Source organism: Bifidobacterium sp. KRGSERBCFTRI (assembly GCF_025908335.1).
Window position 1 is genome coordinate 1614217 of sequence record NZ_CP109653.1, and the last position, 24698, is coordinate 1638914.

At 59.5% G+C, this 24698-nt stretch carries 20 protein-coding genes; 4 read left to right on the plus strand and 16 right to left on the minus strand.

Annotated elements, in window-relative coordinates; all coding sequences use genetic code 11:
- Positions 1-10: 10 nt before the first annotated feature.
- Positions 11-925 (minus strand): DUF362 domain-containing protein, encoded by a 915-nt coding sequence (locus OGI63_RS06895; RefSeq protein ID WP_041777278.1) that lies wholly within the window; start codon positions 923-925, stop codon positions 11-13.
- 177 nt (positions 926-1102) lie between these two features.
- Here OGI63_RS06895 and OGI63_RS06900 point away from each other — a divergent pair, with 177 nt between their 5' ends.
- Positions 1103-2167: a YeiH family protein gene (locus OGI63_RS06900; protein ID WP_041777492.1), complete on the plus strand. Its 1065-nt coding sequence runs from the start codon at positions 1103-1105 to the stop codon at positions 2165-2167.
- Here the strand turns inward: OGI63_RS06900 and OGI63_RS06905 are convergent.
- The 8 genes from OGI63_RS06905 to OGI63_RS06940 form a co-directional block, all read right to left on the minus strand.
- A complete protein-coding gene (locus OGI63_RS06905) occupies positions 2164-3111 on the minus strand; it encodes a DMT family transporter (protein ID WP_011743048.1) in 948 nt (315 codons plus the stop codon). The two genes, OGI63_RS06900 and OGI63_RS06905, sit on opposite strands and share 4 nt — an antisense overlap.
- 68 nt (positions 3112-3179) lie before the next feature.
- Positions 3180-4040: a hypothetical protein gene (locus tag OGI63_RS06910; protein ID WP_050731450.1), complete on the minus strand. Its 861-nt coding sequence runs from the start codon at positions 4038-4040 to the stop codon at positions 3180-3182.
- 47 nt (positions 4041-4087) lie between these two features.
- Positions 4088-4420 (minus strand): hypothetical protein, encoded by a 333-nt coding sequence (locus OGI63_RS06915; protein WP_011743046.1) that lies wholly within the window; start codon positions 4418-4420, stop codon positions 4088-4090.
- 5 nt (positions 4421-4425) lie between these two features.
- Positions 4426-6393, minus strand: coding sequence for a ferrous iron transport protein B (feoB, locus tag OGI63_RS06920; RefSeq protein WP_011743045.1), 1968 nt, complete (start codon positions 6391-6393; stop codon positions 4426-4428).
- Positions 6394-6530: 137 nt separating this feature from the next.
- Positions 6531-6872, minus strand: a complete 342-nt coding sequence (locus OGI63_RS06925) for a FeoA family protein (RefSeq protein ID WP_050731449.1) — start codon at positions 6870-6872, stop codon at positions 6531-6533.
- Between the two features lie 108 nt (positions 6873-6980).
- Positions 6981-8081, minus strand: a complete 1101-nt coding sequence (gene ychF / locus OGI63_RS06930; protein ID WP_011743043.1) for a redox-regulated ATPase YchF — start codon at positions 8079-8081, stop codon at positions 6981-6983.
- A gap of 17 nt (positions 8082-8098) precedes the next feature.
- Complete coding sequence (proC, locus tag OGI63_RS06935) at positions 8099-8899, minus strand: pyrroline-5-carboxylate reductase (protein WP_011743042.1); 801 nt, start codon at positions 8897-8899, stop codon at positions 8099-8101.
- A 60-nt stretch (positions 8900-8959) separates the two neighbouring features.
- Entirely contained in the window at positions 8960-10303 is a 1344-nt protein-coding gene (locus OGI63_RS06940) for an alpha/beta fold hydrolase (protein WP_011743041.1), read from the minus strand.
- A 177-nt stretch (positions 10304-10480) separates the two neighbouring features.
- Here OGI63_RS06940 and OGI63_RS06945 point away from each other — a divergent pair, with 177 nt between their 5' ends.
- Both OGI63_RS06945 and OGI63_RS06950 read left to right on the plus strand, forming a co-directional pair.
- Positions 10481-13090: a histidine kinase gene (locus OGI63_RS06945; RefSeq protein WP_011743040.1), complete on the plus strand. Its 2610-nt coding sequence runs from the start codon at positions 10481-10483 to the stop codon at positions 13088-13090.
- Positions 13091-13166: 76 nt separating this feature from the next.
- Complete coding sequence (locus tag OGI63_RS06950; protein ID WP_011743039.1) at positions 13167-13916, plus strand: response regulator; 750 nt, start codon at positions 13167-13169, stop codon at positions 13914-13916.
- Positions 13917-13982: 66 nt separating this feature from the next.
- On the opposite strand, the gene OGI63_RS06955 is transcribed toward OGI63_RS06950, so the two are convergent.
- The 7 genes from OGI63_RS06955 to OGI63_RS06985 form a co-directional block, all read right to left on the minus strand.
- Complete coding sequence (locus OGI63_RS06955) at positions 13983-16628, minus strand: ABC transporter permease (protein WP_011743038.1); 2646 nt, start codon at positions 16626-16628, stop codon at positions 13983-13985.
- 57 nt (positions 16629-16685) lie between these two features.
- On the minus strand, positions 16686-17477 hold the full coding sequence (locus OGI63_RS06960; protein ID WP_011743037.1) for an ABC transporter ATP-binding protein: 792 nt from the start codon (positions 17475-17477) through the stop codon (positions 16686-16688).
- 132 nt (positions 17478-17609) lie between these two features.
- On the minus strand, positions 17610-18629 hold the full coding sequence (locus OGI63_RS06965) for an Lrp/AsnC family transcriptional regulator (protein WP_011743036.1): 1020 nt from the start codon (positions 18627-18629) through the stop codon (positions 17610-17612).
- A gap of 9 nt (positions 18630-18638) precedes the next feature.
- The gene (locus tag OGI63_RS06970; protein WP_011743035.1) at positions 18639-19451 is read right to left on the minus strand and encodes an energy-coupling factor transporter transmembrane component T family protein; all 813 of its coding nucleotides are present in this window, start codon (positions 19449-19451) and stop codon (positions 18639-18641) included.
- On the minus strand, positions 19451-21076 hold the full coding sequence (locus tag OGI63_RS06975) for an ABC transporter ATP-binding protein (RefSeq protein WP_011743034.1): 1626 nt from the start codon (positions 21074-21076) through the stop codon (positions 19451-19453). The genes OGI63_RS06970 and OGI63_RS06975 overlap by 1 nt, the downstream gene beginning before the upstream one ends.
- Positions 21077-21233: 157 nt before the next feature.
- Positions 21234-21785, minus strand: a complete 552-nt coding sequence (locus OGI63_RS06980) for an ECF transporter S component (RefSeq protein WP_041777277.1) — start codon at positions 21783-21785, stop codon at positions 21234-21236.
- A 233-nt stretch (positions 21786-22018) separates the two neighbouring features.
- Positions 22019-23329 (minus strand): O-acetylhomoserine aminocarboxypropyltransferase/cysteine synthase family protein, encoded by a 1311-nt coding sequence (locus OGI63_RS06985; RefSeq protein WP_003808765.1) that lies wholly within the window; start codon positions 23327-23329, stop codon positions 22019-22021.
- Between the two features lie 330 nt (positions 23330-23659).
- Between OGI63_RS06985 and OGI63_RS06990 the strand changes: the two genes are divergently transcribed.
- On the plus strand, positions 23660-24535 hold the full coding sequence (locus OGI63_RS06990) for a PfkB family carbohydrate kinase (protein ID WP_003808760.1): 876 nt from the start codon (positions 23660-23662) through the stop codon (positions 24533-24535).
- The last annotated feature ends 163 nt before the right edge of the window (positions 24536-24698 follow it).

Consider the following 24698-nt stretch of genomic DNA (forward strand, 5'->3'; position numbering starts at 1 on the left):
GCGTTCGCCGTCAGTCGAGTACGGTCAGACGGTACGCGCGCGAACCGATGCCAAGTTCCTCGGCGTATTCGAGGATGTGTTCGCCGTGGAGCGAGGCGATGCGTTCGGTGACGGACGCTCCGTCGGGGTCGGTGTGGATGAGGTCGACGCATACCTGGTCGAGTGCCACCGGGTCGAGCGAGGACAGCACGCCGATGTCATGCATGTCCGGTTCCGTCGGGGAGGGCAGGCAGTCGCAATCCACCGACAGGCGGTTCATGACGTTCAGATACATCATCTTGCCATGCATGTGGCTGATCACGGCCTCATCGGCTTCGGCCATCGATTCGAGGAATGCATCCTGAGGAGTTTCCACCCACTTGTCCTTGGTGACGCCGGCGGAATGGATCCAGCGTTTGCCGTTCGACGAGGCTATGCCGATGGACACGTTTTTGAGCGCGCCGCCGAAGCCTCCCATCGGATGGCCTTTGAAATGCGACAGCACGAAAATGGAATCGTAGTCGTCGATATGCTTGCCGACGATGTCGTAGGCGATGTGGCGGTGCTTGGCCACCGGGATCTCGATTTCACCGCCCATGTCCATGATCTGGATTGGCGCAAGATCGGCGTATCCGTGCTTTTTGAACGTGGCAAGGCTTTTTTCGGGGGTTTCACGATTGCCGTCGTATGCGGTAGAGCATTCCACGAGCGTGCCGCCGATCTCCTGCACGAGGTCCTTGACGAGCGAAGGATTGAGATTATTGGATTTTTCCGATTCGCCGGAATGGACTTTGATGGCCGTTTTGCCTTCCGGCTTGCGTCCGAGCGCATGGTAGGCGGCGACGAGGCTTTCCGGTGTGATGATCGGCGTGAAGAACACTTCCGGTGCGGACTGCGCGTCGGTGCGGTGTTCCAGTCCTTCCAGTCGCGAGGCTTCGAATTGCATCTTGACCCTCCTTGATTCTGCCTGTGTTTTTGGCTTGCATCTCCAGCGTACCAACTTAAACCCGACTTGAAGCAAACAGACCTCAAACCCGTTCGAGATATGTTGCAAAATATGGATTCCCGCGCGCGTCTCCCCATCCGGCCGGCTTGTCCGCATGAACCGGAACACTTGACGCTCGTGATTGATTTTTGCAAGAAATGGTGGACTCGCATAGCCACCAAGGAAATGGCGTTCATTGGCATCGTCACGTTGGCGGCCTCTCTGGTGGCTTCGTGGCTCAAGCAGTTTCCGGGATTCAGCCTGTTCGGCGCGTTGATCATCGCTCTGCTCATCGGCATGGTCGCGCAGTTCCCGATCCGCAAATGGTATTCGAGCCGTTCCGCCGAACATAAGGCCGGTGTGAAGGATGCGGCCGGGCTCATTTCGAACAAGCTGCTTCGCCTGGGCATCATCCTGCTTGGCTTCAAGCTCAATCTGACGGTGCTGTTCACGCAGGGTATCAAGTGTCTGCCGATCGCGGCAGTGGTGGTGACGCTCACCATCGTGGTGTGCTACAACATCGCACGCAAGCTTGGCGTCGATCCGCAGCTCGCCATTCTCGTGGCGGGCGGTACCGGCATCTGTGGCGCGGCAGCCGTCATGGGATTGTCCGGCTCCATCAAGGTGCCGCCGGAAAAAGAGGATGAGAAGGCCAACAATGAGGTGATGGCCGTGGCCATCATCGCCATCATGGGCACCATCTTCGCATTGCTGGAAATCGCCCTTGGGCCGTTGACGGGCCTGAGCAAGACGCAGTTGGGCATCACCGCTGGCGCGTCCCTGCACGAAATCGCCCATGCCGTGGCCGCCGGCGACGCGTTCGGCGCGGTGGGCATCGCCACCATCATGAAGCTTTCCCGCGTGCTGATGCTGGTGTTCGCGGCCATCATCATCGCCATCTGGTGGGACAGAAACCATTCCGAAATGCCGGCCGACGGCAAACGCAAAGTGTCGTTCCCGTGGTTCATGCTCGGTTTCATCGGCGCTTCCATCATCGGCACGTTCGTGCCGTTCATCGACGCCATCGCACCGAATCTGGTGGACTTCGCCTACATCGTGCTCGGCATGGCCATGGCGGCGCTCGGCATCAATGTGAATTTCAGCGCCATCGCGAAGAAGGGACAGAAGGCGTTCCTGGCGAGCTTCCTCACGTCCGTGCTGCTCATGTGCTTCGCGGCGGGAATCGCGGCGCTGTTCTTCTAATCGCCTTCCGTTGTGCCACGCTGTCGTTTTGCGGAGGGCAGTTGGATTTCGGACAGCAGAATCGCACCGAAAATCAGCGCGAAACCGCATAACGACGGCACGGTCAGCGTTTCGCCGGTGAAAATCACGGATACCAGCATGGCGAAGATGCATTCCGTGCTTAAGATCACGGACGCCTCGGAAGTGGGCAGATTCTGTATGGCGATGGTTTGAAACACTTGGGCGATCACCGTGGAGCCGACCACCAGGTAGGCGATGCACAGCACGATGTCCCACCGCGCCCAAGCCATGGACGGTCCGCCTTCGGTAAGCACCGCGCCAGCGCCGAACAGCAGGGCGCACCACACGAATTCGGCAAGCATCAGCGCGATCGCGTCGAAATCCTTGCCGATGAAACCAACCAAAACCAGATTCAACGCGAAGAAAAACGCGCCGATGATAGTCATGGCGTCACCGAAGCTCATATGCATGAGTTCCGCGCCACCGCCGCCGCTCAGCGACACCAGACCAATGCCGAACGCGCAGACGAACGCGGCCACCAGATGCTGCCAGCTGGGGCGTTTGCGCGTGAACGCCCACACCACGAACGGCACCATCACGCAATAGGTGTCGGTGAAGAAGCTGTTGCGTCCGGGAGACGTGGTTTCAAGTCCTTTGAGCTGGAAGATGAATCCCAGCCAGTAAGTCAACGCGAGTATCAGACCGGGAACGATATAGCGGCGCAGGCGAATCCTGCGAAGACGTGGGAAAAACACGATGGCCATAAGCAGTACCGCCGAAGCCATGCGGAAGAACATCATCCACTGTGTCGGCATGTTCTCCTGCACATGCTTGAGCATGGTGTAGCCGGATCCCCATACCGCCGCGTTGACCAGCATCATCACGCGGGCGACCGGCTTCGATACGCTAATGCCTTCCGATGATTCCTGCCCCGCGTCTGCCATCCGCCCCCCCCCTTACACGCTTCCACACATCCGACGTCGTATTCACGTCATGCTTTCCGAAGGAAACTTTAGACGTGGCTGCGGAAGCAACACGCGGGAGCATGCCACTGCGCTTTGGCCGCCTGGCTGTTCACCCAGTTGTCAGCCATGTCAATGGCTTCGTCAAGCGTGACCTTGGCCGCCTTGTAATACTTGGAATCCTTGATGTTGCCGCTTTCGACGAGCTTCTGTCCGGAGTCCGCGGCCTTGGACAGCGCGGACAGCAGTTTGCGTCCGGTCAGGGTCAGGGAATCGTCCTTGCTGAGTTTGTCGACCAGTTTGTCTGCCTTGTCGATCGACTGTTGCAGTTCCTTTTTGGATTCATCCGACGATTTCGTGTCGGAGGTGCCGTTCGAAGAAGTGCTGTTCGAAGAGGCTCCGTTCGATTGCCCGGATGGGTTATTGGACGATTGTCCGGCTGCCGCGCCATCCGAATCGGCCTTCGGATCCTGCAACGCGGTTTCGGCGTTTTTCTCTTGGATGCTTTTCAGACTGGCGTTCAGGGAATCGGTGGCGCCGTCCAACGTTTTGGCTACGAGATTGAGCTGCGTGATGGTGGCTTCCGCCTTGCAGCCTTCCGTATCGACTGTGTTCTCGGCGCTGGTGGCCGCGTCCGCGAACGCGTCGATGATGTCGTTCACGCCGAGCGCGCCTCGAATCAGCTTCTGCAGTTCGCTGCCGTTTTCGGAAGTGTCGAGCACGGCTTTGCGGGCCGAGCTGAATTCCGCGAGCGATTGCCGGCATGTGGCCAATGCTTCCTGCTGCTTGTTGCGGTAAACGCACACGCCGGCACCGCATGCCACGATGAGGGCCACGACCACGGCAAGGACGATCGGCCATGCCTTGCGGGGGCTGGAAGGCTGTTCAGTGGTCTGGTACTGATAATCCATACGTGTCACCCCTTGCGAACCGATAACTGTCATCGTTCTTCGTCTTGTTAACCTTGCCTATTGTACGGGCTTGAAGATGGGAATATCCTGAATGGGCATCCTGCGCACACCAATGACGCAGGATCGGGCTGGCATATCGTCTCTCCGCAGGCGTGCCGCATGTCCATCACGGCCAGCAGCCCCCGTTTGTCCGCGCGTTCGACAGCCATGTCCACGAAATCGACCGGCAGATGCCGTTTGTCGGCGATTTGCCGCACCGTCAATCCTGCGGCGATGTCGCCGGCGATGCGTGCGACGATACCGTTCCGGCCGTCGCCGTATGTATCAGCCGTACGTGGCGTGCGCCGCCATCCGTGCGCGGAAGCGCCGGACCGTTCCATACCGCTCACCATATCAACCGCAATGTTTGGAAGGCGATGATGGCGATGACGTATGCCACGGCCAAGCTCAGCAGGACGGATCGCGCCGCGACTTTCGTGCCGAACTGCCGTCGCATTTCGGCGACCGTCGCAAGACATGGCGTGTAGGCGAGCGTGAACAGCAGGAAGGCGATGGCCGCCGCCTTGCCGTGGCCGTGCGATGACTGGTCGAACGAGGCGCGCAGCTTCTGTCCCAGCGTTCCCTCCCCGGCTTGTTGGGAAGCCGCATCATCCGGTTCGTCCGCATGGTAGGACTGCGACATCGAACCGACCACGACCTCTTTGGCCACGAATCCCGTGATCAGCGCGGCCGAGGCATGCCAGTCGTCGAAACCGGCCGGCGCGAACACGGGAGCGACCGCGTCGGCGAGCACGCCATACGCGGAATCATGCACGTCGTCGACATGAGCGAAACCGCCTGCGTTGGCGGTTACCGGAATGCCCTGCAGCAGCCACAGCGCCGTGATCATTGAAATGATGATCACGCTGGCTCCACGGATGAAGCCCCATAGACGCAGCAGTACCGAACGCGCCAGCTGCAACGCGCGCGGGCATTGGTATGCGGGAAGCGCCAGCATCAACGGTTCGGGTTCGAGGCCGCGGAACATGGTGTGGCGCAGCAGCACGCCGACCAGCAGGATGACCATGACCGAAGCCACGTACATGAGGAAGACCACGAGACCGGCGTATTTCGGGAAGAACGCGTGGGCGAGCACCAAAAACACCGATAGTCGTGCGGAACATGCCGCGAACGGCACCAGCATGCCGGTAAGCACCCGTTGCCGGGAATCGGATAGGGTTCGTGTGGCGGCCAAAGCCGGCAGATTGCAGCCGAAGCCGACGATGATCGGCAGGAACGCGCGACCGTCCAATCCCAAGGCGCGCATGGCACGGTCCATCACGAACGCGGCGCGGGCCATGTAGCCGGAATCCTCCAAGATTGACAGCAGCAGGAACATGATGCCCATCACCGGAATGAACGTCAGCACGGTGACCACGCCGTCAAGCAGTCCGTCCACCAGCAGCGAACGCAGCCAGCCGCCGCTCACGGATGGTCCGAACAGGCCGAGCAGCAGGTCGAGTCCATCTGTGCACCATCCGCGGAAGGTCACGTCGATCCAATCCTGCATGGGGCTGGCGAGCGTGGTGGTGGCCTGGAACACGACGAACAGCACCGCAAGGAAGACGAGGACGCCAATCACGGGGTGCAGCAGCACGCGGTCGATGCGGTCGGACAAGGTGACGTGGTCGACCGCATGCATGTCGAGACCGCGCAATATGCCGGCGGTCCAATCGAGTCGTGCGTCGGCCCGCAATTCGGCCCAGACGCTCAGGCCGTCGGCGGTTTTCATGTCGGCGTCGGCTGTCACGGTTGGCAGTGCGGTCAGCCCGTGCGGAACGGGCGTTCCCTCGAAACTTGCGGCGATCGCGTCGGCCAAAGCCTTGCCGCCGTCTCCGGTACGTCCGTCAATCGCGACGACCGGCATGCCGTCCAGCAAATGGGACAGTCGTTCCGCATCGACGCCGCAGCCGTTGCGGACGGCGAGGTCGTTCATGGTGAGTGCCACGACGGTGGGCAGCCCGAGCTCCACCACCATCGACAGCAGGTACAGCGATCGGGACAGCGCGGTGGCGTCCAGCACCACGACGGCAAGGTCGGGAACGGGCATGCCTGACATGCCGGTCAGCGCGTTGACGGCGACCTGCTCATCGGGACTCATCGGCGCCAGAGAATATGTGCCGGGGGTGTCCACAAACTGCCAGTTTTGCGCGTTTCCCGCTGTTTTCGGTTTTTCGTAATGGTATTGCCCGCAGGTGATGGACACCGTGGTGCCGGGCGCGTTCATCGTGCGGGTTCTCGCGCCGAGCAGTGCGTTGAACATGGAGGATTTGCCGACGTTCGGATTGCCGACGAATACGACGCGTCTGGTCATTTCGTCGTTGCCGATTCCATCATTGCGGGCGTTGCCGTGCGTGCCGTCATTCGCGGACATTCCCATACGGCAATCGCAATGCCGGCAACAATCGTCCTGTGGACGGCAGCAATCACCACCTCTTAGGCTTCGTAGACTCAGCATTCGTGCGTGTTTCCGTTCTCTTCATGCCGTGCGGTCTTGTCTTGCGCGGCACTATCCTGTACTGCCCAGTCCTGCGCAAACCGTACGCGGACGGCGCGCGCGGTACCACCATCCACCGCTACGCGTTCGTTGCCGAAGGCGATGACCCTTCCGCCGAACGCGCCCCGCTGCACGACCCGCAGACCGGTGCCCGGCGCCAGTCCGATCTCGCACAGGCGGAACCGATGCCGATCGTCCAAATCGATGCCGTCCACGACAACGCGCGCGTTCAGCGGACAGTCATGCAATGTCATAGTCGGGTTGGCCGCGTCACGAACCGCGCGTGAAGTACTCATGGTTCCACCCTTAGCAGGAAAAACGGCGATATACAAGTCTTTTACGCGAAAAGCGCCCGAACCGACCGGTCCGAGCGCCTGACGCACTATACGACAAGTACGAAAACCTTACTTGCCCTTGGATACATTGAACTTGAATTCGACGATGTCGCCGTCCTGCATGACGTAGTCGCGGCCTTCCTGACGGAGCTTGCCTTCCTCCTTGATCTTCGTCATGGAGCCTTCGGCGGCAACGAAATCGTCATAGGAGACGATATCGGCCTTGATGAAGCCCTTTTCGAAGTCGGTGTGGATCACGCCGGCGGCCTGCGGGGCGGTGTAGCCCTTGTGGATCTGCCATGCGCGCACTTCCTTCTCGCCTGCGGTGAGGAAGGTGGACAGGCCGAGCGTGTCGTAGCCGACGCGTGCCAGCTGGTCGAGGCCGGATTCCTCAAGGCCGGCGTCGGCGAGCATTTCGCGCGCGTCGTCCTCGTCGAGTTCGGTCAGGTCGGCTTCGAATTGCGCGTTGAGGAAGATGGCCGGAGCCGGAGCCACGGAGGCGGCGAGCTTGGTCTTGAGATCCTGGTTCTGCAGTTCGGAATCGTCCACGTTGAACACGTAGATGAACGGCTTGGCGCTCATCAGGTGCAGGTCGTAGACGGAGTCCTTGTCGAAGCGGCCTTCGCGGGCGGCCTTGTCGATGGTCTCACCGGCTTCGAGGATCTCCTTGGCCTGCTTGACGGCGTCCATGTAGGCCGGCTCGATCTTCTTGCCGCGCAGATCCTTCTCCAGCTTCGGCAGCGCGTTCTCGATGGTCTGCAGATCGGCGAGGATCAGCTCGGTGTTGATGGTTTCAATGTCGTCGGACGGATCGACCTTGCCGTTGACGTGCACGATATCATCGTCTTCGAAGGCACGCACAACCTCGCAGATCGCGTCGGCTTCGCGAATGTTGGCGAGGAACTTGTTGCCCAAGCCTTCGCCTTCCGAAGCGCCCTTGACGATGCCTGCGATGTCGACGAAGGTGACGGTGGCCGGCACGATCTTCTCCGTGTGCACGAGCTTGGCAAGCACCGGCAGACGGTCATCCGGCAATGGCACGATGCCGGTGTTCGGTTCGATGGTGGCGAACGGATAGTTTTCCGCCAGTACGTTGTTACGGGTCAATGCGTTGAACATGGTGGACTTGCCGACGTTCGGCAGTCCGACGATTCCGATAGTAAGAGACATGGTTCCTTAGTTTAGTATTAGGCTTCGATGGCGTCGACGGCTTTGATCACGGCACCACGGAACGCGCTTTCCTCCAACGAGGCCACGCCCTTGATGGTGGTGCCTCCCGGCGAGCAGACGGCGTCCTTCATGGCACCCGGATGCGTTTCGTTGGCCAGGTACAGTGCGCCGACGCCTTCCACCATCTTTGCGGCCAGACGGTAGGCGGTGGCGCGTTGCAGACCGTATTTCACGCCCGCGTCGCCGAGCGCCTCGATGTACATGTCGGTGAATGCGGGCGCGCAGCCGGCGATGCACATGCCGATGCCCATATGCGCGGAGTCGACGCGTTCGATGAGGCTGATCGATGAGAACAGCTTTTCGAACGTCTCGTTTTGCGCGTCGGTCAGCGTGTTGTCGGTTTCCGTGACGAGCACGCCTTTGCCGACGGCCATCGGCGTGTTCGGAATGGTGCACTGGATGTGCATCGCGCCGAAATCGGCGCCGAACAGTTCACGGTATTTGGCGAGATCCCAGCCTGCCGCAATGGATACGACGAATGTGCTTTCGTTGGCGAGCGCGCCGGCGATTGGTTTGATGACGCTTTCGATCTGGTACGGTTTGATGGCGATGATGACAACGTCGGCCGCGTCTGCGACTTCGGCAGCGGTGCGCAGCGGTGTGGCACCAACCTTCGCCGTGGTTTTCTCCAGTTTGTCGTAATGCGCGGCGCACGCCACGATGTCAGTACCGTCGATTGCACCTGCCGCGACAAGTCCTTCGGCAATGGCCTGTGCCATGTTGCCGTATCCGATGAATCCGATGGTTGGGTTGGACATGGTTTCTCCTTGTTGTTCCCGGTTCCTATTTGATATCGATATATGGATGGATTGTCTGTGTCAGAACAGTTCTTCCAGATCTCCCCTGTTCAGTGCTTCGTTGAACAGGCGTTTGAAGACCACGGAACCATGCACGCCGTCATGCTCGAATTCGTTGGTGGTCCAATAATGTGAACGACCGACGCGGGACAGCGTGTCGAGCTGCAATCCAGAATCTACGTACATGTCGTCGAAATAGACGGCAGCCTGCAGCGGAACCTCATTGCGCGCCAACTGGTCGGCATCGTAGATCGTGCCGAAATGCGTGTCTTCCATAAGCACGTCCATGGCTGGTTTGAACGGACGCAACGCACGTTCCTGCTCGAACATCCACGGGAACATGGCCTCGCCGGTGAAATTAAGCGGACGAATGTCACCCGCGAATTCCGGATGCTCGCAGCGCACGCGCTGGGCGGCCCAGCAAATCGGCGTTTCCAGCTCACCGTTGGCGTAGATGAACTCCTGCAACGGCCAATACAGCGGGCGAGACGAGGTCGCATTCATCACGGAAGACAGGAATTCGTCAGACAGTTCCGCCGAGGTTGAGGCCGAACCGTCGCCGTCGAGGAATGCCTGGTCAAGAATCCAATGCACGCGTTCGAAACTTGGCTTCATGCCGAAATCGGATCCCAAGCATTGGAAGCGTTCCACCGTGAGCGGATCGCCGTTCGGCAATGCGACCTTGCGCGACTGCAGAATGTCGGCGACGGCCGCGGCGCGTTCGATATCGATCGGGTAACGCTCGTAGAACTGCTTCGTCTTTGCCGCCATGCGCGGGAACGTATGACGGTACACGTCGGTCGCATCGGCGGGAACATGCGGAATGCCGCCCGTGGTGAAACTGGCGATGACTCCTTGCGGGAACAGCGAAAGATACGTCAGCGTCAGGAATCCGCCATAGCTTTGACCAAGCGTGACCCAACGTGCGCTCCCGAATTCGGTACGACGCAGATGCTCGAAGTCACGAACGATCGAATCGGCGAGGAAGCGCTTCAAAAACGCGGCACCGGCCTTGCCGTCGCCGTCCATGCCCTCAATCACATGCGTATCGACGCGGGACGAACGCCCCGTACCACGTTGATCCGGCAACACCACGCGGAAATGCTTGATGGCCTCCTCAATCCAACCATCGGAACTTGGACCGAGCGGACGCGGACCGGAACCACCGGGACCACCCTGCAGGAACACGAGCAGCGGAAGATCATCATGCACATGTTCGGGAGCGGTGACCACACGGTAGAACAGGCTGATCGATTCGCCATCGAACCCATGACCAGGCTCGTGGCCCGTCCAATCCAACGGCACCTTGATGGAACGATCCTCAATATGCAATCCGGGCACGTAGTATTCGCTCAGCAACGTCATGCATTCACCTTCCCTTTGGCATCATCGGCATGTTCAATTCGGGTAGTGACTTTTTGATGGCTTCCATCTCACCCACATGCGGAGACAACCTTACCTCACAAAAGCGGCTTTATCTTACCGCTATTTCATTCCTGCGCATGATGGCGTCACAGCATATCTGGCGCTAGGGTGGAACGTATGTCGAATTTCAAACAGCGTCTCTTGTCATGGATGCATGGCCATGTTTTCGCCGGCGATCTCATCATCACGCTTGTTATAGGTGTTCTGCTGTTCGGCGTGACCGGCGGCATCACCTATAATCCGGGATTGCTGTTTGACCTTAAGCCTTCCACGCAGATGGCATGGGAAGCGGCAATGCTTATTCCACTGCTGATCCGTCGATGGCGGCCGCAGACCGGAGCGTTGCTCTGCGTGGCATTGACCTTGGCGCATCTCATATTCGGCCCTTGCCTGTTGGGCGCCGATATTCTGGCATTGTTCATGCTGTATTCGGTGATCATCTACGGCAATCCCAAAAACACGAAAGCCTTCATTATTCTGGCGTTGATCATCGGTCTTCTGGCTTCGGCGCTGGTGGCATGGACCATGACCAATGGACCATTGCTCACCGGAGGCAAAGTGCATACATGGAGCAGCTGGAATGACCCAAATCCAAATGGCGTTATGGTCACGAAAGACACTCTCGGTTCCATCTACACAGGAACATCCATGTCGGAAGTCGCCGACATGATGGCGCAATACATGCTGGTACTGACGCCGATTTTCGAAGTATGCATTATTTCCACCGTCATTGTAGCGTTCTGGCAGCGTGCCCGTCTGGCAACCGTTTGCATGATGCGGGAACGCAATGAGGCAATCGCCGCGCGAGACCAGAATGAACGCGATATCGCCGCGTTAGCGGAACGCGCACGCATCGCACGTGACATGCACGATGTGGTGGCGCACACCCTGTCAATCATCATCGTGCAGTCTGATGGCGGTCGCTATGCAGGCACGCATGATCCCGCGGTGGCCAGAAACACCATGGAGACGATTCGACACGAATCGGAACGCGCACTGCATGACATGCAACGTCTTCTGGGAGTATTCGGGGGTTCACCGCACGCCGATTATAACGATATCGGCAATCTTGTGGAACAAGCGCAAAACGTCTCCCCCGACATTCGAATCCGACGGAATATCACCGGCACCGCCAGCCCAGAACAACTCGGCGAACAAGCCTCGATAGCTTCCTACCATGTAGTGCAGGAGGCGCTGACGAATATCCGCAAGTATGCGGGGCCGCACGTCGATGTACATATTAAAGAGTCATGGAACAACGGTTTGCTCACTTTGACCATCACCGACAATGGTCATGGCGCGGCGGCCAATATCGACGGGCATACGCCAGGTTACGGCCTGCTGGGCATGAAAGAACGCATCGAATCGGCCGGAGGCTCGTTGCAGGCTGGCCCTCAACTCGGCGGAGGCTTCGAAGTCATGGCCACCCTGCCTTACGGCGGTAAAGAACAGGTGACAGAAGAAACCGGCGAACAGTATGCCTCGGAACAGTCCGAATCTTGCAACACAACTGCCATATCCAGCAAAGCGAAACTATCCGACGAAGCAATCGCACCTCACACAGTCGTCAACATATCGGCGCGAATCCCAGATCAGCCATCGGAGCAGACGCAGGAAACCAACCAACCGACCGGTCGCGATCATCGTTCGAATGCCCTGCAACATTTGCGCATCACCGCACCCAATCTGCATGATTTGCTCAAATCGTTGAAACTGAAATCCGTAGAACTTGCAAATACATCCAATTCGCGAGGGCTGAATTGGGTGGAACGCGTTTCCGCGTGGACGCAGCACCATTATGCGCTCATGGATTCCGTTGGTGCCGTGGCATTGGTCATGCTGCTGAATCGCATGTCGGTTACGTTCTTTTTTGATAGTTCACCTCATGCGCAGCTCTCAAATGCGATCGCCGCATGCTGCTTGCTGGCGCTGGCTCTTCGACGCAGGTTCCCCGAGACTTGCGCGCTTATTGTGTTCGTATTGTCGGTTGTGCAATTGGTGTTTTTGGGATCGATTGAGGTCGGGCACATCGTAGCGTCGCTGTGCGCACTGTATTCAGCCGTATTGTATGGGCGTGAACACGCATGGCGTTGGACCGGTCTTGCCGCTGTCACCTGTTCAGCTCTGATGGGCTTGAAAATCGCAGCCGACCAACATGGATATGCTACCTTGTTCGACGCTATCGCCGCTTCCGTGGGCTTGACAAAACCGGTTTCAGCCACGTCAAGCAGTACTGCGGCGTTTTTTACCGGCGTTATGTATACGGTTGCGGTGTTGATACTGTGCGCCGGCATTATGGCATGGGCGCGTTGGACTCGCTCCAGTGATTCAAACGCACTGGTGTTGCAGGCGCGAGAGGAAGCGCTGGTGGCCGAGCAGGAGAAGCAGCGTATTCTCGCGGCGAATATGGAACGCGACCGTATCAGTGCCAGCATTCAGGCTGAAGTCACCGCCACGCTGAACAGCGTGATTAGTCAAGCCGTCGATGGTATCCGCATGTTGGACGCTGCCGAAGCACAAGGCAAAGAGCCTACTGCCGACGAGATTTCCGCAGCGTTCAAAGCCATCGGAGAACAGGGGCGCGCCGCGCTTAAGCGTATGCGCGAACTGCTCGGAGTGCTTCGTGAGACTGGTTTCAGCGATGACGCTCATGCCGGTAGCGCGAGCGAACTGCAGTTGAGGCCCGCAGCACCGCTGGAGGAGCAGCTGCAGCGCGCGTCTCGATAGCCGGTTCAAGTTTTTCAGGGAGATTTAAGGGGTTGTTTCGCGCTGTGAGCGGAACGATGCCGATAAGGTGGAGAGTATGAGTGAAGAACAGAAGATTCGTGTGGTCATCGCCGATGATCAGGAATTGGTACGTGCCGGTTTCGCGATGGTGATCGGCTCGCAACCGGATATGGCGGTTGTCGGCCAGGCGCGCGATGGCGCGGAAGCGGTGGCTTTGGCGGAGACGCTGCATCCCGACGTGGTGCTGATGGATGTGCGTATGCCCGGTATGGACGGCATTGAGGCGACACGTCGGATCAGCGCGTTGCAGCATCGTTTCGCACCCGATGGCAGCGCGCTTGACGATGCGCATACCCGTGTGATCATTCTGACGACATTCGATTTGGACGAATACGTGATGGCCGCGATCAACGCCGGCGCGTCCGGCTTCCTGCTGAAGGACACGGAACCGGAGACGCTGCTCAATTCGATTCGCACCGTGTACCAAGGCAACGCGATCATCGCGCCATCCGCCACGAAACGGCTTATAGAGAAGATGATGGATGGCGATTTCGCAGGAACGGCCGCCGCAGCGCCCGTTTCCGCAACGTCCGCTTCCGCTTCGACGGCAACTATGTACACCGATCCGGAATTGGACGAACTGACCGACCGCGAGCGCGAGGTGCTCATCGAAATCGCGCATGGCCTGTCGAATCAGGAGATCGCGGACAAGCTGTTCATCAGCCTGCCTACCGTGAAAACGCATGTCGCGCATATCCTGTCGAAAATCAATGCGCGCGACCGCGTCCAAGCCGTCGTGTTCGCCTACGAAAACCATCTCGTATAAAATCTTCATAAAACGTATTCGGCAACAAAAATGCTCCTTCTTTCGAAGGAGCATTCCGTTTATCGCCTAAGCTTCTGCGAGCGCCTCAACAGGCGGTACTTTGACCGCTCTGCGGGCAGGTGCGATGCTGGCGAGCAACGCAGCCACGGCGGCCACGGCGAGCACGATGCCGTTGACGCCCCATTCGAAGGGGAACACCACGGTGCCGTACAGGCTGAACACCACGTATGCGCCCAGCCAGCCGAACAATGTGCCGAGCAGGATGCCGGCGATGCCGGAGACGAGCGAGATGAGCAGCGCTTCGATGGCGAGCGATGCCCTGAGCTGGCCGCGGGTCATGCCGATGGCGCGCAGGGTGGCCGATTCGCGGGTGCGTTCGATCACCGACAGGGACAGCGTGTTCGCCACGCCGATCAAGGCGACCAGCACCGCCACGGCGATCAGCCCCACCATGAGCATCATCATGGAGTCGATCATCTGCGCCCAGGTGACACGTTCGGCGATCGGACCGGACACCGCCGCGTCCGCGCTCTTCGACAATGCCGACTGGATGCCGTCGTACAGGTCGTTCACGGACGTTCCGGATTGGTCGGTGTCGGCTTTCACCAGCAGCATGTGCGTTGTGGTGTCGAGGTCGCCGTTGGCGAAGTGCCGTTCGTCGACGAATCCGACGGCGCCGTAACTGTCGAAAATGCGCCGATAGTCGCGTTGCGTGACATGCAAGGTCAGCGGACGCGTCATGTCGCCGTTCTTATTCCTGGTGGTGTCGAACTCGGCTTTGCCGTTGGCGAAGGCGAGTTTCTTGCCGGTCTGCGCATTGTATGAGGGCATGAGCACGTCGTCCGCGCTGAGGCTGGTGTCGCCGAGGTCGACGCGCATCACATGCTTGACCTGGTCGATGTTCTTCACACCGATGAGCAGCACGGTGGTCGGTTTGGCAGCGTCCGTACCATTCAATGTCACGGATGCGGCCGGCGCGTACACAGTGTCGGTCACACCTTTGATGCCGGCGACCTTGTCCGCCATTCCTTGGGTCAGGTCTTCGCCGGAGGCGACGACGTCGACGCTGTAGCGGGTGGCGAGCGTGTTGTTCATGGTTTGTTTGACGCTGGCCGCTCCGGTGGCGATGGTGGAGACCAAGGTCACGCCGATGAGCAGGGCCGCGCCTGTAGCTGCGATGCGTCGCGGATTCTTCTGTATGTTGCCGTGCGCGATTTTCGCGGACGGCCCGGCAAGCGACACCAACGTTCCGGCGCCTTTCATCAGTGCGGGCAGCCAGAAGACGGCGGTGAGCACCATGCCGAGGAATATGAGCGCGGCGCCGGCAATGGCGATCAGCACCGCCATTGTGAATTCGTTGGCTTGAGCCGTCTGTCCGCCGTTGGTGGATTGAATGCGCCAGACTGAGAACACCGCCATCGCAATGCCTGCGACGACCATCAGAATGCCGAGAACGGCGCGTACGATGCCGGCGCGCTTGGTGTCAGTCAGTTCGATCGGGCGCAGGGCCTCCAGCGGGGTCACCGAGGTGGCGGAACGTGCGGAGCCGAGGGCTGCGAGCATGGTCATGATGATGCCGAAGATGATCGGCACGACGAACACCTGCCAGGAGAAGATGAGCCGCATGCCCTGCCGTATGACGTTGCCGGCGCACATGCCCCACATGATGAGGCTGCCGAACGCCACGCCAAGCACGGACGAGATCAGGCCGAGCGCACAGGCTTCGAACAGGACGGAACGGTACAGTTGTCCCTTCTTCGCGCCGATGGTGCGCAGCAGGGCGAGCGTGCGTCGGCGTTGCGCGACAAGCACCTGGAAGGTGTTGGCGATCACGAGCGCGGCGACGAACATGGCGAGGATGCCGAAGCACATAAGAAATATGGTGACGACGTTGGTGCCGTTGCCGCCCAACGATTTGACGGCCTCGTCGCTGACATTCTGGCGCGAGCTCAATTCGTAGTGCGCGGGCAGCAGTTTCTGTGCGTCGTTGAGGGTTTTCGCGGCGACGGTGTTGCCGTCCATGGCGAAATCGAAGTAGACGGCGGTGGCGTTGACCGCGTTGAAATCGTCCGCGCCTTGCATCAGTGCGATGAGATTGTCCGAGCCGACGATCGCGCCGCCGTAGAACGAGTACGCGCCTTCCGGATCGGCGGTCAGGCCCACCACGCGCACGTCGTTCGCTTTGGTTTTACCGCCGGTTTCGGTCGTGGCGTATCGGGACGTCAGCGTCACCGTGTCGCCGACGTTCACGCCCAACGTTTTCGCCGTCTGCTCAGGCAACGCGATTTCGTTGGCATCCTTGGGCTGGCTGCCTTGCGATATGCGCACCGGCAGCATCGACGCGTCGGATGCGCCGGTGATCAGTTCGCCGCTGACGTTGTCGTCGTCGCTGGAGACGGTGACGGCGCTTTCCGACGCGACGCGCACGGCTTTCACACCTTCCACGGCTTTCAGCTGGTCGACGTGGAAATCGCCGACGGTGACGGAATACGCTTTGTCGATTTCCTTATCGCTGAGGCCATCGACGTTCGCGGTGGCGGCATAGTTGGCGCCACCGAACATGGCGGTCATCTGTCGGGCGAGCGAATCGCCCATGGCGTTGCCGAACAGGAAGGTGCTGGCGATGAACGCCGTGCCGATCAGGATGGCGATGCCGGCGGGGATGAGCATGCGCTTGGTTTTACGCATGAGTTTCAAAGTGATGGACCACATGGGAGTTCGGTTTCCTTCTTCAAGTACATTTTGCGAAAGCGGGTTTTACGAAATGCGTCAGCCGGCGTGGCGGGCGGGGTATATGGTCTGCGTGGCCGATTCGCGCTCCTTCATCAGCAGATCGTTCATCTGCTCGGCGCTTGGCTGGTCGACGTCGGCCACAATCTGCCCGTCGGCGAACACGATGGCGCGGTCCGCGTAGGAGGCTGCGACGGCATCGTGGGTGACCATGATGATGGTCTGGCCGAGTTCGTTCACGGAGCGTTTGAGGAAGCTCAATACTTCCGCGCTGGACACGGAGTCGAGGTTGCCGGTCGGTTCGTCGGCGAACACGAGCTGCGGCTTGGTGATGAGCGCGCGTGCGATGGCGACGCGCTGCTGCTGGCCACCGGACAGTTCGTTCGGACGATGGTTCAGACGCTCCTTCAGTCCAAGCGTTTCGACCAGCAGGTTGAGCCACTGGCGGTCCGGCTTCTCGCCGGCAAGGGTAAGCGGCATGACGATGTTCTGTTCGGCGGTGAACATCGGCAGCAGGTTGAAGCTTTGGAAGATGAAGCCGATCTGGTGACGGCGCAGCAATGTCAGCTGGTCATCGTTCATACGGGTCAGGTCCTTGCCATCGAACATGATGTGGCCGCTGGTGGCCGAGTCAAGGCCGGCCAGAGTGTGCATCAGCGTGGATTTGCCAGAACCGGACGGTCCCATAATCGCCGTGAATTTTCCTTTTTCGAAAGCGACGTTGACGCCACGCAACGCATGCACCGTGTTATTTCCGGAACCGTAGTCCTTCACAAGATCCACTGCTGCAATGGCCGTATTGGTAGCTTTGATGGTGTCCCTGATATCCATGCTGTCATTCCTTTCTTTGGATTACCTCCAAAATTACGGAAAAACAGCTGATTCGAATATCATGCGTTGGTCTGAATTATCATCTCATCCTTGAGAATGAGCAAAAATGAGACGCCCCATGCCATTGATTCATCAATCGTCGAGGAGCACACCATCCTGCGGAGGTTCGAGCCAGTACGACTCTTTTTCCACGCTGACGGTGGAAGCCCACCAGGCCTGCTCCACGCCTGGCAATGGTCGAATAGACTCGTCCACCACGCGCCATAGGTCCTCGTCGGTGTCGGCGATGACCTCGATCAGGTAATCGGCGCCGTTCAATCCGACGCCGCTCATCGCATACGTCACCTCATCGATCGCCAGCAGCTGTTCGGTGTCGAGCCGATAAGGCGGTTTCACACCGAGGCCGAGGAACGCTTGACGGAATCCACCCAAACGCATGGGGCTGACGGTGGCCATGATGCGCATCACGCCGGATTCCTCCAGCTTCTTGATGCGCCCACGAATCGCGGTATGCGTCACGCCAAGCCGCTCCCCCAACGTCGCATAGCTGGCTCTGCCGTCATGCTGCAACTCGTTGAACGTACGCACGAAGCGCATATCCAGACGGTGTGCGGGAATGCCAGTGCCAACGCTCGCCTCACGTTTGGTCAGGAAACCGGTCTCGCCATGCGCGGCCAGGAGCCGGTTGACCACGCTGACGTTGTGGTCGTCAAGTACCAGCCGTCCGCAGGAGAACACCTGCAGACGTGTCAATCCCGGCAATGCGCGCAGATCATGCTTAAGGAAATGGTCCATGCCTTCGGCGGAATACACGACGGCTTCGGCGATGATGTCGGCATCGCCCAACGCGCAGACCACATACGTGACCTGCGGCATGGATTTGAGCATGGCAAGCGCCTTGTCGAGGTTGCCGTTGATGCGCAGGCCCACCAGCACCTGGCTGTAGTTGCCTAGGTTCAACGGATTGCATACCGGCACGATGCTCATGATGTTGGATTCCGTAAGCCTGCGGTAGCTTTCCGTAGCCGCGTATACGGAAATGCCGACCTTGTCGGCAAGCGCCTGCATGGTCATGCGGCCGTCGCATTGCAGGGCCGAGACCACTTTCAGGTCGCGTGCGGTGATGGTGATGCGTTGTTCGTTCTGGAACATTGGCCTACCTCAGAACTGCCACAGCATCAGCCAGATGCTGCCTGTCGTCGCGGCGGCAGTGACCGCAAGGATGATCCAATCGGAGAGTCTCATCTTCAGCTGTATGCGGTAGGTGCGTCTCACGCCTTGGAGGTTGAGCCCGCGCGATTCCATAGCCCAGCCGACGCTTTGGCTCATTTTGTAGGCGCGGATCAGCACCGCGATGATGATGGGCAGATACGATTTGAACCGGTCCACCAAGCGTACGAATACGTTGCGTTTCTTGCCGGTGGCGTCTTTCTTGCCGTTCAAGTCGAGTCCGCGGGCCCGTTGCGCGGCCGATACGGATTGGAAGATGGAGAAGAACACCGGAATGTAGCGCAGCGCGGTGGCGAGCGTGAGTCCGGCCTTGTACGGCATGCCCAGGGAGGTGAGCCCTCGGATCAGCTTGGTCTGGCTGGTGGTGAACAACGTGAGGAAGCACGCGAATCCGAGCGCCGGAATGCGCAATCCCATCACCGCGGCCATGACGAGGTTCTCTCGCGTGAGTTTCAGCCATCCCCACTGCCACAGCACGTGCGTGCCGGATGGGTCGAAAATCGGCCAGAGCACCACGATGAACACGATGATCACGGCGAGGATCTTCCACACCCAGCCGATGCGTTTCAGCGGCACGCCGTCGGTGATGAGCATGAGATGTTCGATGATCAGAACGTCAAGTATGAACGCCCAGTTGCGCCATACCAGGCACAACACCAACATGACCACGGTGATGAGGAATTTCACACGGGGGTCGGCGCGATGCAGCCAGCCGTCGCCCGGTACATACAAATCGGCGTCCATCAGTGTCGTCCTTCCTCATGCTTGGTGACTTTCAGCAGCACATGCGTCGCCGAAACGGGCCCATTGGATTTACGCGGTTTGCGGATGGTCCGAGATTGCTTCTGCGCCGCTTCGGACCTGTCGATCGGCCCATACTGCACGACTTTTCCGTCCTCCAATTCCAGCACATGCGTGCAGTACCGGTATACCGCGCGCATGTCGTGGCTGATCATGACGATGGTGACGCCGCGCTGGTTGAGTTTCTCGATGGTGCCGAGGAAGCGTGCTGCGAGACGGTGGTCGAGACCGGCCGTAGGCTCGTCGAGCACGAGGATCGGCGTGCGCATTGCAAGCACGGATGACAGCGCCACCGCACGGCGTTCGCCGTAGCCGAGCGTGGCCGGCGAGACGTCTTCATAACGGTGCAGGTCGAACAGCGTCAGCATCTCGTCGACGCGTTTGAACACGGTGGCTCCGTCCAGTCCAAGCGCGGTAGGACCGAATGCGATTTCCTCCTTGGTGGTGGAGCAGAAGATCTGATGGTCGGGATTCTGGAAGACGAATCCGACGTGGGCCGCCATTTCGCCGACGCTGTGTTTGGAGGCGTCGAGCCCATCCACCGTCACCGTGCCCTGCGTGGGTCGGATCAGTCCGTTCAGATGTTTGGCGAGTGTGGTCTTGCCGGAGCCGTTACGTCCGATGAGTCCGATGAATGAGCCACGTTCGATGTCGAACGTCACGTCGTCCAGAGCTTTCGATGCATTGCCGCCGCGCTCATATTGGTAGGAGACATGGTCCAGGCTGATGACCACGTCCTTGGACCGTTCCGGCTGATTCTTTTTGTCCTTCTTATGCTTTTTGCCCTGCTGTACGGCCTTGACCTGCGGCAGCGGATCGTCCGCGACCTGCACGCCGGAGGATTCCAGCAGTCCTTTTTCACGGACGAACAGGCTGGCGTCGCCGTTGCGCACCAATTCCCCATTGACCATGAACAATACTTGGTCGGCCCAATAGGCGATATGCTCCGTGTCCTGTTCCGCCATGATCACCGTCATGGAACGGGTCTGCCGGATGCGTTCAAGCACATCGAAGACTTCCTGCTTGCCTTCCGGATCGAGCGCCGCAGTCGGTTCGTCAAGGATGAGCACGTCGGGTTCCGCCGCCAATGCCGCCGCGATGGCCACACGCTGCATCTGCCCGCCCGACAGGCTGGCCGGCACGCGCTTGCGGTAGCCGGTCATGCCGACCAGATCGAGCATGACGTCGATCTGCTTGTCGATGATGTCCGGTGCGATGCCGCGGTTTTCCAAAGGAAAGGCGATCTCATCCTCAACGCTCGCGCAGAACAGCTGCGCTTCGGGATCCTGCTGCACGTAGCCGATACGTTCGGACAACGCCGATACGGAATGACGGCTGGTGTTCATGCCGTTGACTTCCACCAGTCCGGTCATGGTGCCGTCCGCCAGATTCGGGATGATTCCGGCCAAAGCCATGCACAGGGTGGATTTGCCGGCGCCGGTCGGTCCGATGACGCCCACGAACGAGCCTGATTTGATATCGAAGCTGACATGCTTGAGGCTATCCACCGGCTTGCCGCCATCCACCAATGGCTCATACTGCCAACTCAAATCACGTACCGTGATCATGCGCTCTTCTCCATATCTTTCAGCACATCAGCCCATTGCACCGGCCGCGAACACAGCCACTACGGATACTATATGAACGAATATGTATAAATAAAGCCCGTGGAATCGCCGTTCATCGGTGAACCCACGGGCTTTATTTATGCAAGACAATAATGTATCACTCGCCGGCCTTGACGCTGAGGTTGCCGAGTCGCACCAGCGGCGGATAAGCCTTGCGCACTGCGGAGAACAGTGCGAAGCCAACGATCAGGCCGACAACCATCTGGAATGAGTTGCCGATGATTTCGCCTAGGGCCGGACCGAAGCCGGACAGGATGCCGCCGGCGATGAAGTAGCCGAACACCTTCCACACGCCGGCCACCAGAGAGCCGATGACGACGTTGGCCGGTTTGAATTCACGGACCAGCAGACCCACGAGCACCGCCTGCAGACCGTCGATGATGAAGGTGAAGATTGCCCACTGCGGGTATCCCGAGATGAGGTCGGACAACGCCGGTCCAAGACCGCCGACGATGCCGCCGACCCACGGGCCGAACGCATAGGAGCTGAAGAAAATCATCGTGTCGGACAGGTTGAGGTATCCACGGGTCGGGGTCGGAATCTTCACGAACATGGTCAGCACGGTGGTGACCGCGGTCATGATGGCGATCAACGGGATGGTGTTGACCTGAATAGCTTTCTTGATATCGTTCTTGACGTCCTGCGCCATAATACAGTCTTCTTCTCTCTTTTTTACCAAAATAGCAAAATCATCTTGCTTTTCCTACGATTTGTAAAGAAATCGCAAGGAATTTCTTTCGATGTATCAAATTGCGACATACCATATCGCAACAAGCGAAAATTTTATCCCATCCGCGTTACAAGCGCAGTGCAAAGCGGGCGGCCCGCAACACCCCCTTCTCATGGTGCAGCGGACCGCCCGACAGTTGTTTCAGACCAAAGTCACTTGGCCAGACCGGATTCGCGCAAGGCCTTGAAGCCGCTTTCGAGGTCCTCGATGATGTCGTCGATGTTCTCCAGTCCGATGGACAGGCGGATGGTGCCCTGGTGGATGCCCTGGTCCTCGAGCTCCTCCAACGTCTCCTGGGAGTGCGTGGTGGAGGCCGGGTGGATCACGAGGCTCTTGGCGTCGGCCACATTGGCCAGCAGGCTGAACAGGTGCAGGTTGTCGATGAACACGCGTGCCGCGTCCTTGCCGCCCTTGATGTCGAAGGTGAAGATGGAACCGCCGCCGTTCGGGAAGTACTTCTTGTACAGGTCGTTGTCCTTGCGGCCTTCGATGGACGGGTGGGAGATGGACTCGACCTCCGGCACGGTCTTCAGGTAGTCGATGACCTTCAGCGCGTTCTGGACGTGGCGTTCGACGCGCAGGGACAGGGTTTCGGTGCCCTGCAGCAGCAGGAAGGCCGCGAACGGGGACAGGGTGGCGCCGGTGTCGCGCAGCAGGATGGCGCGCACGCGGGTCACGAAGGCGGCGCCGCCGAGGGCCTCATAGAAGTTCAGGCCATGGTAGGACGGATCCGGCTCGGTCAGGGTCGGGAACTTGCCCGGCACTTCGGCCCAGTTGAACTTGCCGCCTTCCACGATCACGCCGCCGAGGGTGGTGCCGTGGCCGCCGATGAACTTGGTGGCGGATTCCACAACGACGTCGGCGCCGTGCTCCAGCGGGCGGAACAGGTACGGGGAGGCGAAGGTGTTGTCCACGATCACCGGCAGGTGGTGCTTGTGGGCGATGGCGGTGATGGCCTCGAAGTCGGGCAGGTCGGCGTTCGGGTTGCCGAAGGTCTCGAAGTAGACGAGCTTGGTGTTCTCCTGGATGGCGTCCTCGAACTCCTGCGGGTTCTCGGCGGAGACGAAGGTGGTGGTGATGCCGTCGCGCGGCAGGGTGTGGCGCAGCAGGTTGAAGGTGCCGCCGTACACGTTCTTGGCTGCGACGATGTGGTCGCCGGACTGGGTGATGTTGCGCACCGCGTATTCCACGGCGGCCGCGCCGGACGCGACGGCCAGGCCCGCGGTGCCGCCTTCGAGGGCCGCGATGCGGTCTTCGAACACGCCCTGGGTGGAGTTGGTCAGACGTCCGTAGATGTTGCCCGGGTCCGCCAGTCCGAAGCGGGCCTCGGCGTGGTCGAAGTTGTGGAAGACGTAGCTGGTGGTCTGGTAGATCGGCACCGCGCGGGAGTCGGTGGCCGGGTCGGCCTGCTCCTGGCCGACGTGCAGCTGCAGGGTTTCGAAACGATAGTTCTTGTTTGCCATGATGCGCTCTCCTTGGATAAGGGTTCGTTGTTCTCGTCTTGGTTGGCCACCCGCCCTGCCGTGTAGGGCGCTTGGCCAGGTGTTGGTAGCGACAATAAACCGGCCGGCGAGCGCAACGCAAGCCGAACGTTATCGCACTTGCCTATATCCCCTTATAAACCGTTGGAATCATTGGCTTTCCCCACTCCCCCAACCGTTGAAAAAACCATTCGGAACCATTCGACACGCCGAAGTCCCGCATGCCGGTGACCCACCGTGAGGAACGGATGCGCGTCAGGTCAGGGGAACGGCTAAAGTCATGGGCAGGCAAATCGCAAGAGAGGTTCCGATATGAGCGATGAGATTCTGTACGACCGTGATCCGCGGTATATTCCGCGCGTCGCCGCGGTGCATGACATGTGCGGTTATGGCAAGTGTTCGCTGACGGCGGCCATTCCGATTCTGTCGGCGGCCGGCTGCGACGTTTGTCCGGTGCCGACGGCGCTGTTTTCCGCGCACACGCGCTACGAGGTATTCACGTTCCACGATACGACCGAGATTCTGGACGGCTATCTGGACGCATGGCGTCAGGAGAACGTCGATTTGGATGGCGTCTATTCCGGTTTTCTTGGTTCCGCGGACCAGGTCGCAATCATCAAACGCCTATACGCGGAGTATCCGCATGCCTTGCGGTTGGTGGATCCGGTGATGGGCGACGGCGGAGAAATCTACGCCACGTACACTCCTGAGCTGTGTCGGGCGATGGGCACGCTGGTGGATGGCGCGGATGCGCTGATGCCGAATCTTACCGAGGCATCCATTTTGACGGGCCGTGACTATCCAGGCCAGGATATCGACGACGCGCAGGTGGATGAGATTCTTGGGGCGTTGCTTGCCGCCGGCGCGAAGAACGTGGTGCTTAAGGGCATCGATCGAGGGGATGGCATGATTCGCAACTATGTGGCGTCAGCTTCGACGGGCGTCGCCGGAAAACAGGAGCTGGCGCATGCCAAGCTGCCGTTCATGACCCACGGCACCGGCGACGCGTTCGCGTCGGCGCTGTGCGGCGCGGTGATGGCTGGCCGTCCTCTGGCCGAGGCCGCGAACATCGCCGGCGAGTTCGTCCGCCATGCGATGGAAAGCACCCAGTATCAGCCGAATCATGAGGAACGAGGCGTGAGCTTCGAACTCAATCTCGACGAATTGACCGCTTTGACCCGTCGTTGACGGTTCATCGGTCACTCTTTTCGCACAGAGGCCTTGGATCGTGTTGTGGATAGGTGTGGATAGCGTCGACTCATCCACCGACTATCCACGACACGCCCGAGATACGTAAGTTATCCACATTAGCCTATCGGCCTTGTCATGCGTGGCTTCTGTCTGTTGGACT

Bases quoted from the DNA above. Each gene is read 5' to 3' on its own strand.
- OGI63_RS06895 (WP_041777278.1), bottom strand. From the start codon at position 925: ATGCAATTCGAAGCCTCGCGACTGGAAGGACTGGAACACCGCACCGAC.
- OGI63_RS06905 (WP_011743048.1), bottom strand. From the start codon at position 3,111: ATGGCAGACGCGGGGCAGGAATCATCGGAAGGCATTAGCGTATCGAAG.
- OGI63_RS06910 (WP_050731450.1), bottom strand. From the start codon at position 4,040: ATGGATTATCAGTACCAGACCACTGAACAGCCTTCCAGCCCCCGCAAG.
- OGI63_RS06915 (WP_011743046.1), bottom strand. From the start codon at position 4,420: ATGGAACGGTCCGGCGCTTCCGCGCACGGATGGCGGCGCACGCCACGT.
- feoB (WP_011743045.1), bottom strand. From the start codon at position 6,393: ATGACCAGACGCGTCGTATTCGTCGGCAATCCGAACGTCGGCAAATCC.
- OGI63_RS06925 (WP_050731449.1), bottom strand. From the start codon at position 6,872: ATGAGTACTTCACGCGCGGTTCGTGACGCGGCCAACCCGACTATGACA.
- ychF (WP_011743043.1), bottom strand. From the start codon at position 8,081: ATGTCTCTTACTATCGGAATCGTCGGACTGCCGAACGTCGGCAAGTCC.
- proC (WP_011743042.1), bottom strand. From the start codon at position 8,899: ATGTCCAACCCAACCATCGGATTCATCGGATACGGCAACATGGCACAG.
- OGI63_RS06940 (WP_011743041.1), bottom strand. From the start codon at position 10,303: ATGACGTTGCTGAGCGAATACTACGTGCCCGGATTGCATATTGAGGAT.
- OGI63_RS06945 (WP_011743040.1), top strand. From the start codon at position 10,481: ATGTCGAATTTCAAACAGCGTCTCTTGTCATGGATGCATGGCCATGTT.
- OGI63_RS06950 (WP_011743039.1), top strand. From the start codon at position 13,167: ATGAGTGAAGAACAGAAGATTCGTGTGGTCATCGCCGATGATCAGGAA.
- OGI63_RS06955 (WP_011743038.1), bottom strand. From the start codon at position 16,628: ATGTGGTCCATCACTTTGAAACTCATGCGTAAAACCAAGCGCATGCTC.
- OGI63_RS06960 (WP_011743037.1), bottom strand. From the start codon at position 17,477: ATGGATATCAGGGACACCATCAAAGCTACCAATACGGCCATTGCAGCA.
- OGI63_RS06965 (WP_011743036.1), bottom strand. From the start codon at position 18,629: ATGTTCCAGAACGAACAACGCATCACCATCACCGCACGCGACCTGAAA.
- OGI63_RS06970 (WP_011743035.1), bottom strand. From the start codon at position 19,451: ATGGACGCCGATTTGTATGTACCGGGCGACGGCTGGCTGCATCGCGCC.
- OGI63_RS06975 (WP_011743034.1), bottom strand. From the start codon at position 21,076: ATGATCACGGTACGTGATTTGAGTTGGCAGTATGAGCCATTGGTGGAT.
- OGI63_RS06980 (WP_041777277.1), bottom strand. From the start codon at position 21,785: ATGGCGCAGGACGTCAAGAACGATATCAAGAAAGCTATTCAGGTCAAC.
- OGI63_RS06985 (WP_003808765.1), bottom strand. From the start codon at position 23,329: ATGGCAAACAAGAACTATCGTTTCGAAACCCTGCAGCTGCACGTCGGC.
- OGI63_RS06990 (WP_003808760.1), top strand. From the start codon at position 23,660: ATGAGCGATGAGATTCTGTACGACCGTGATCCGCGGTATATTCCGCGC.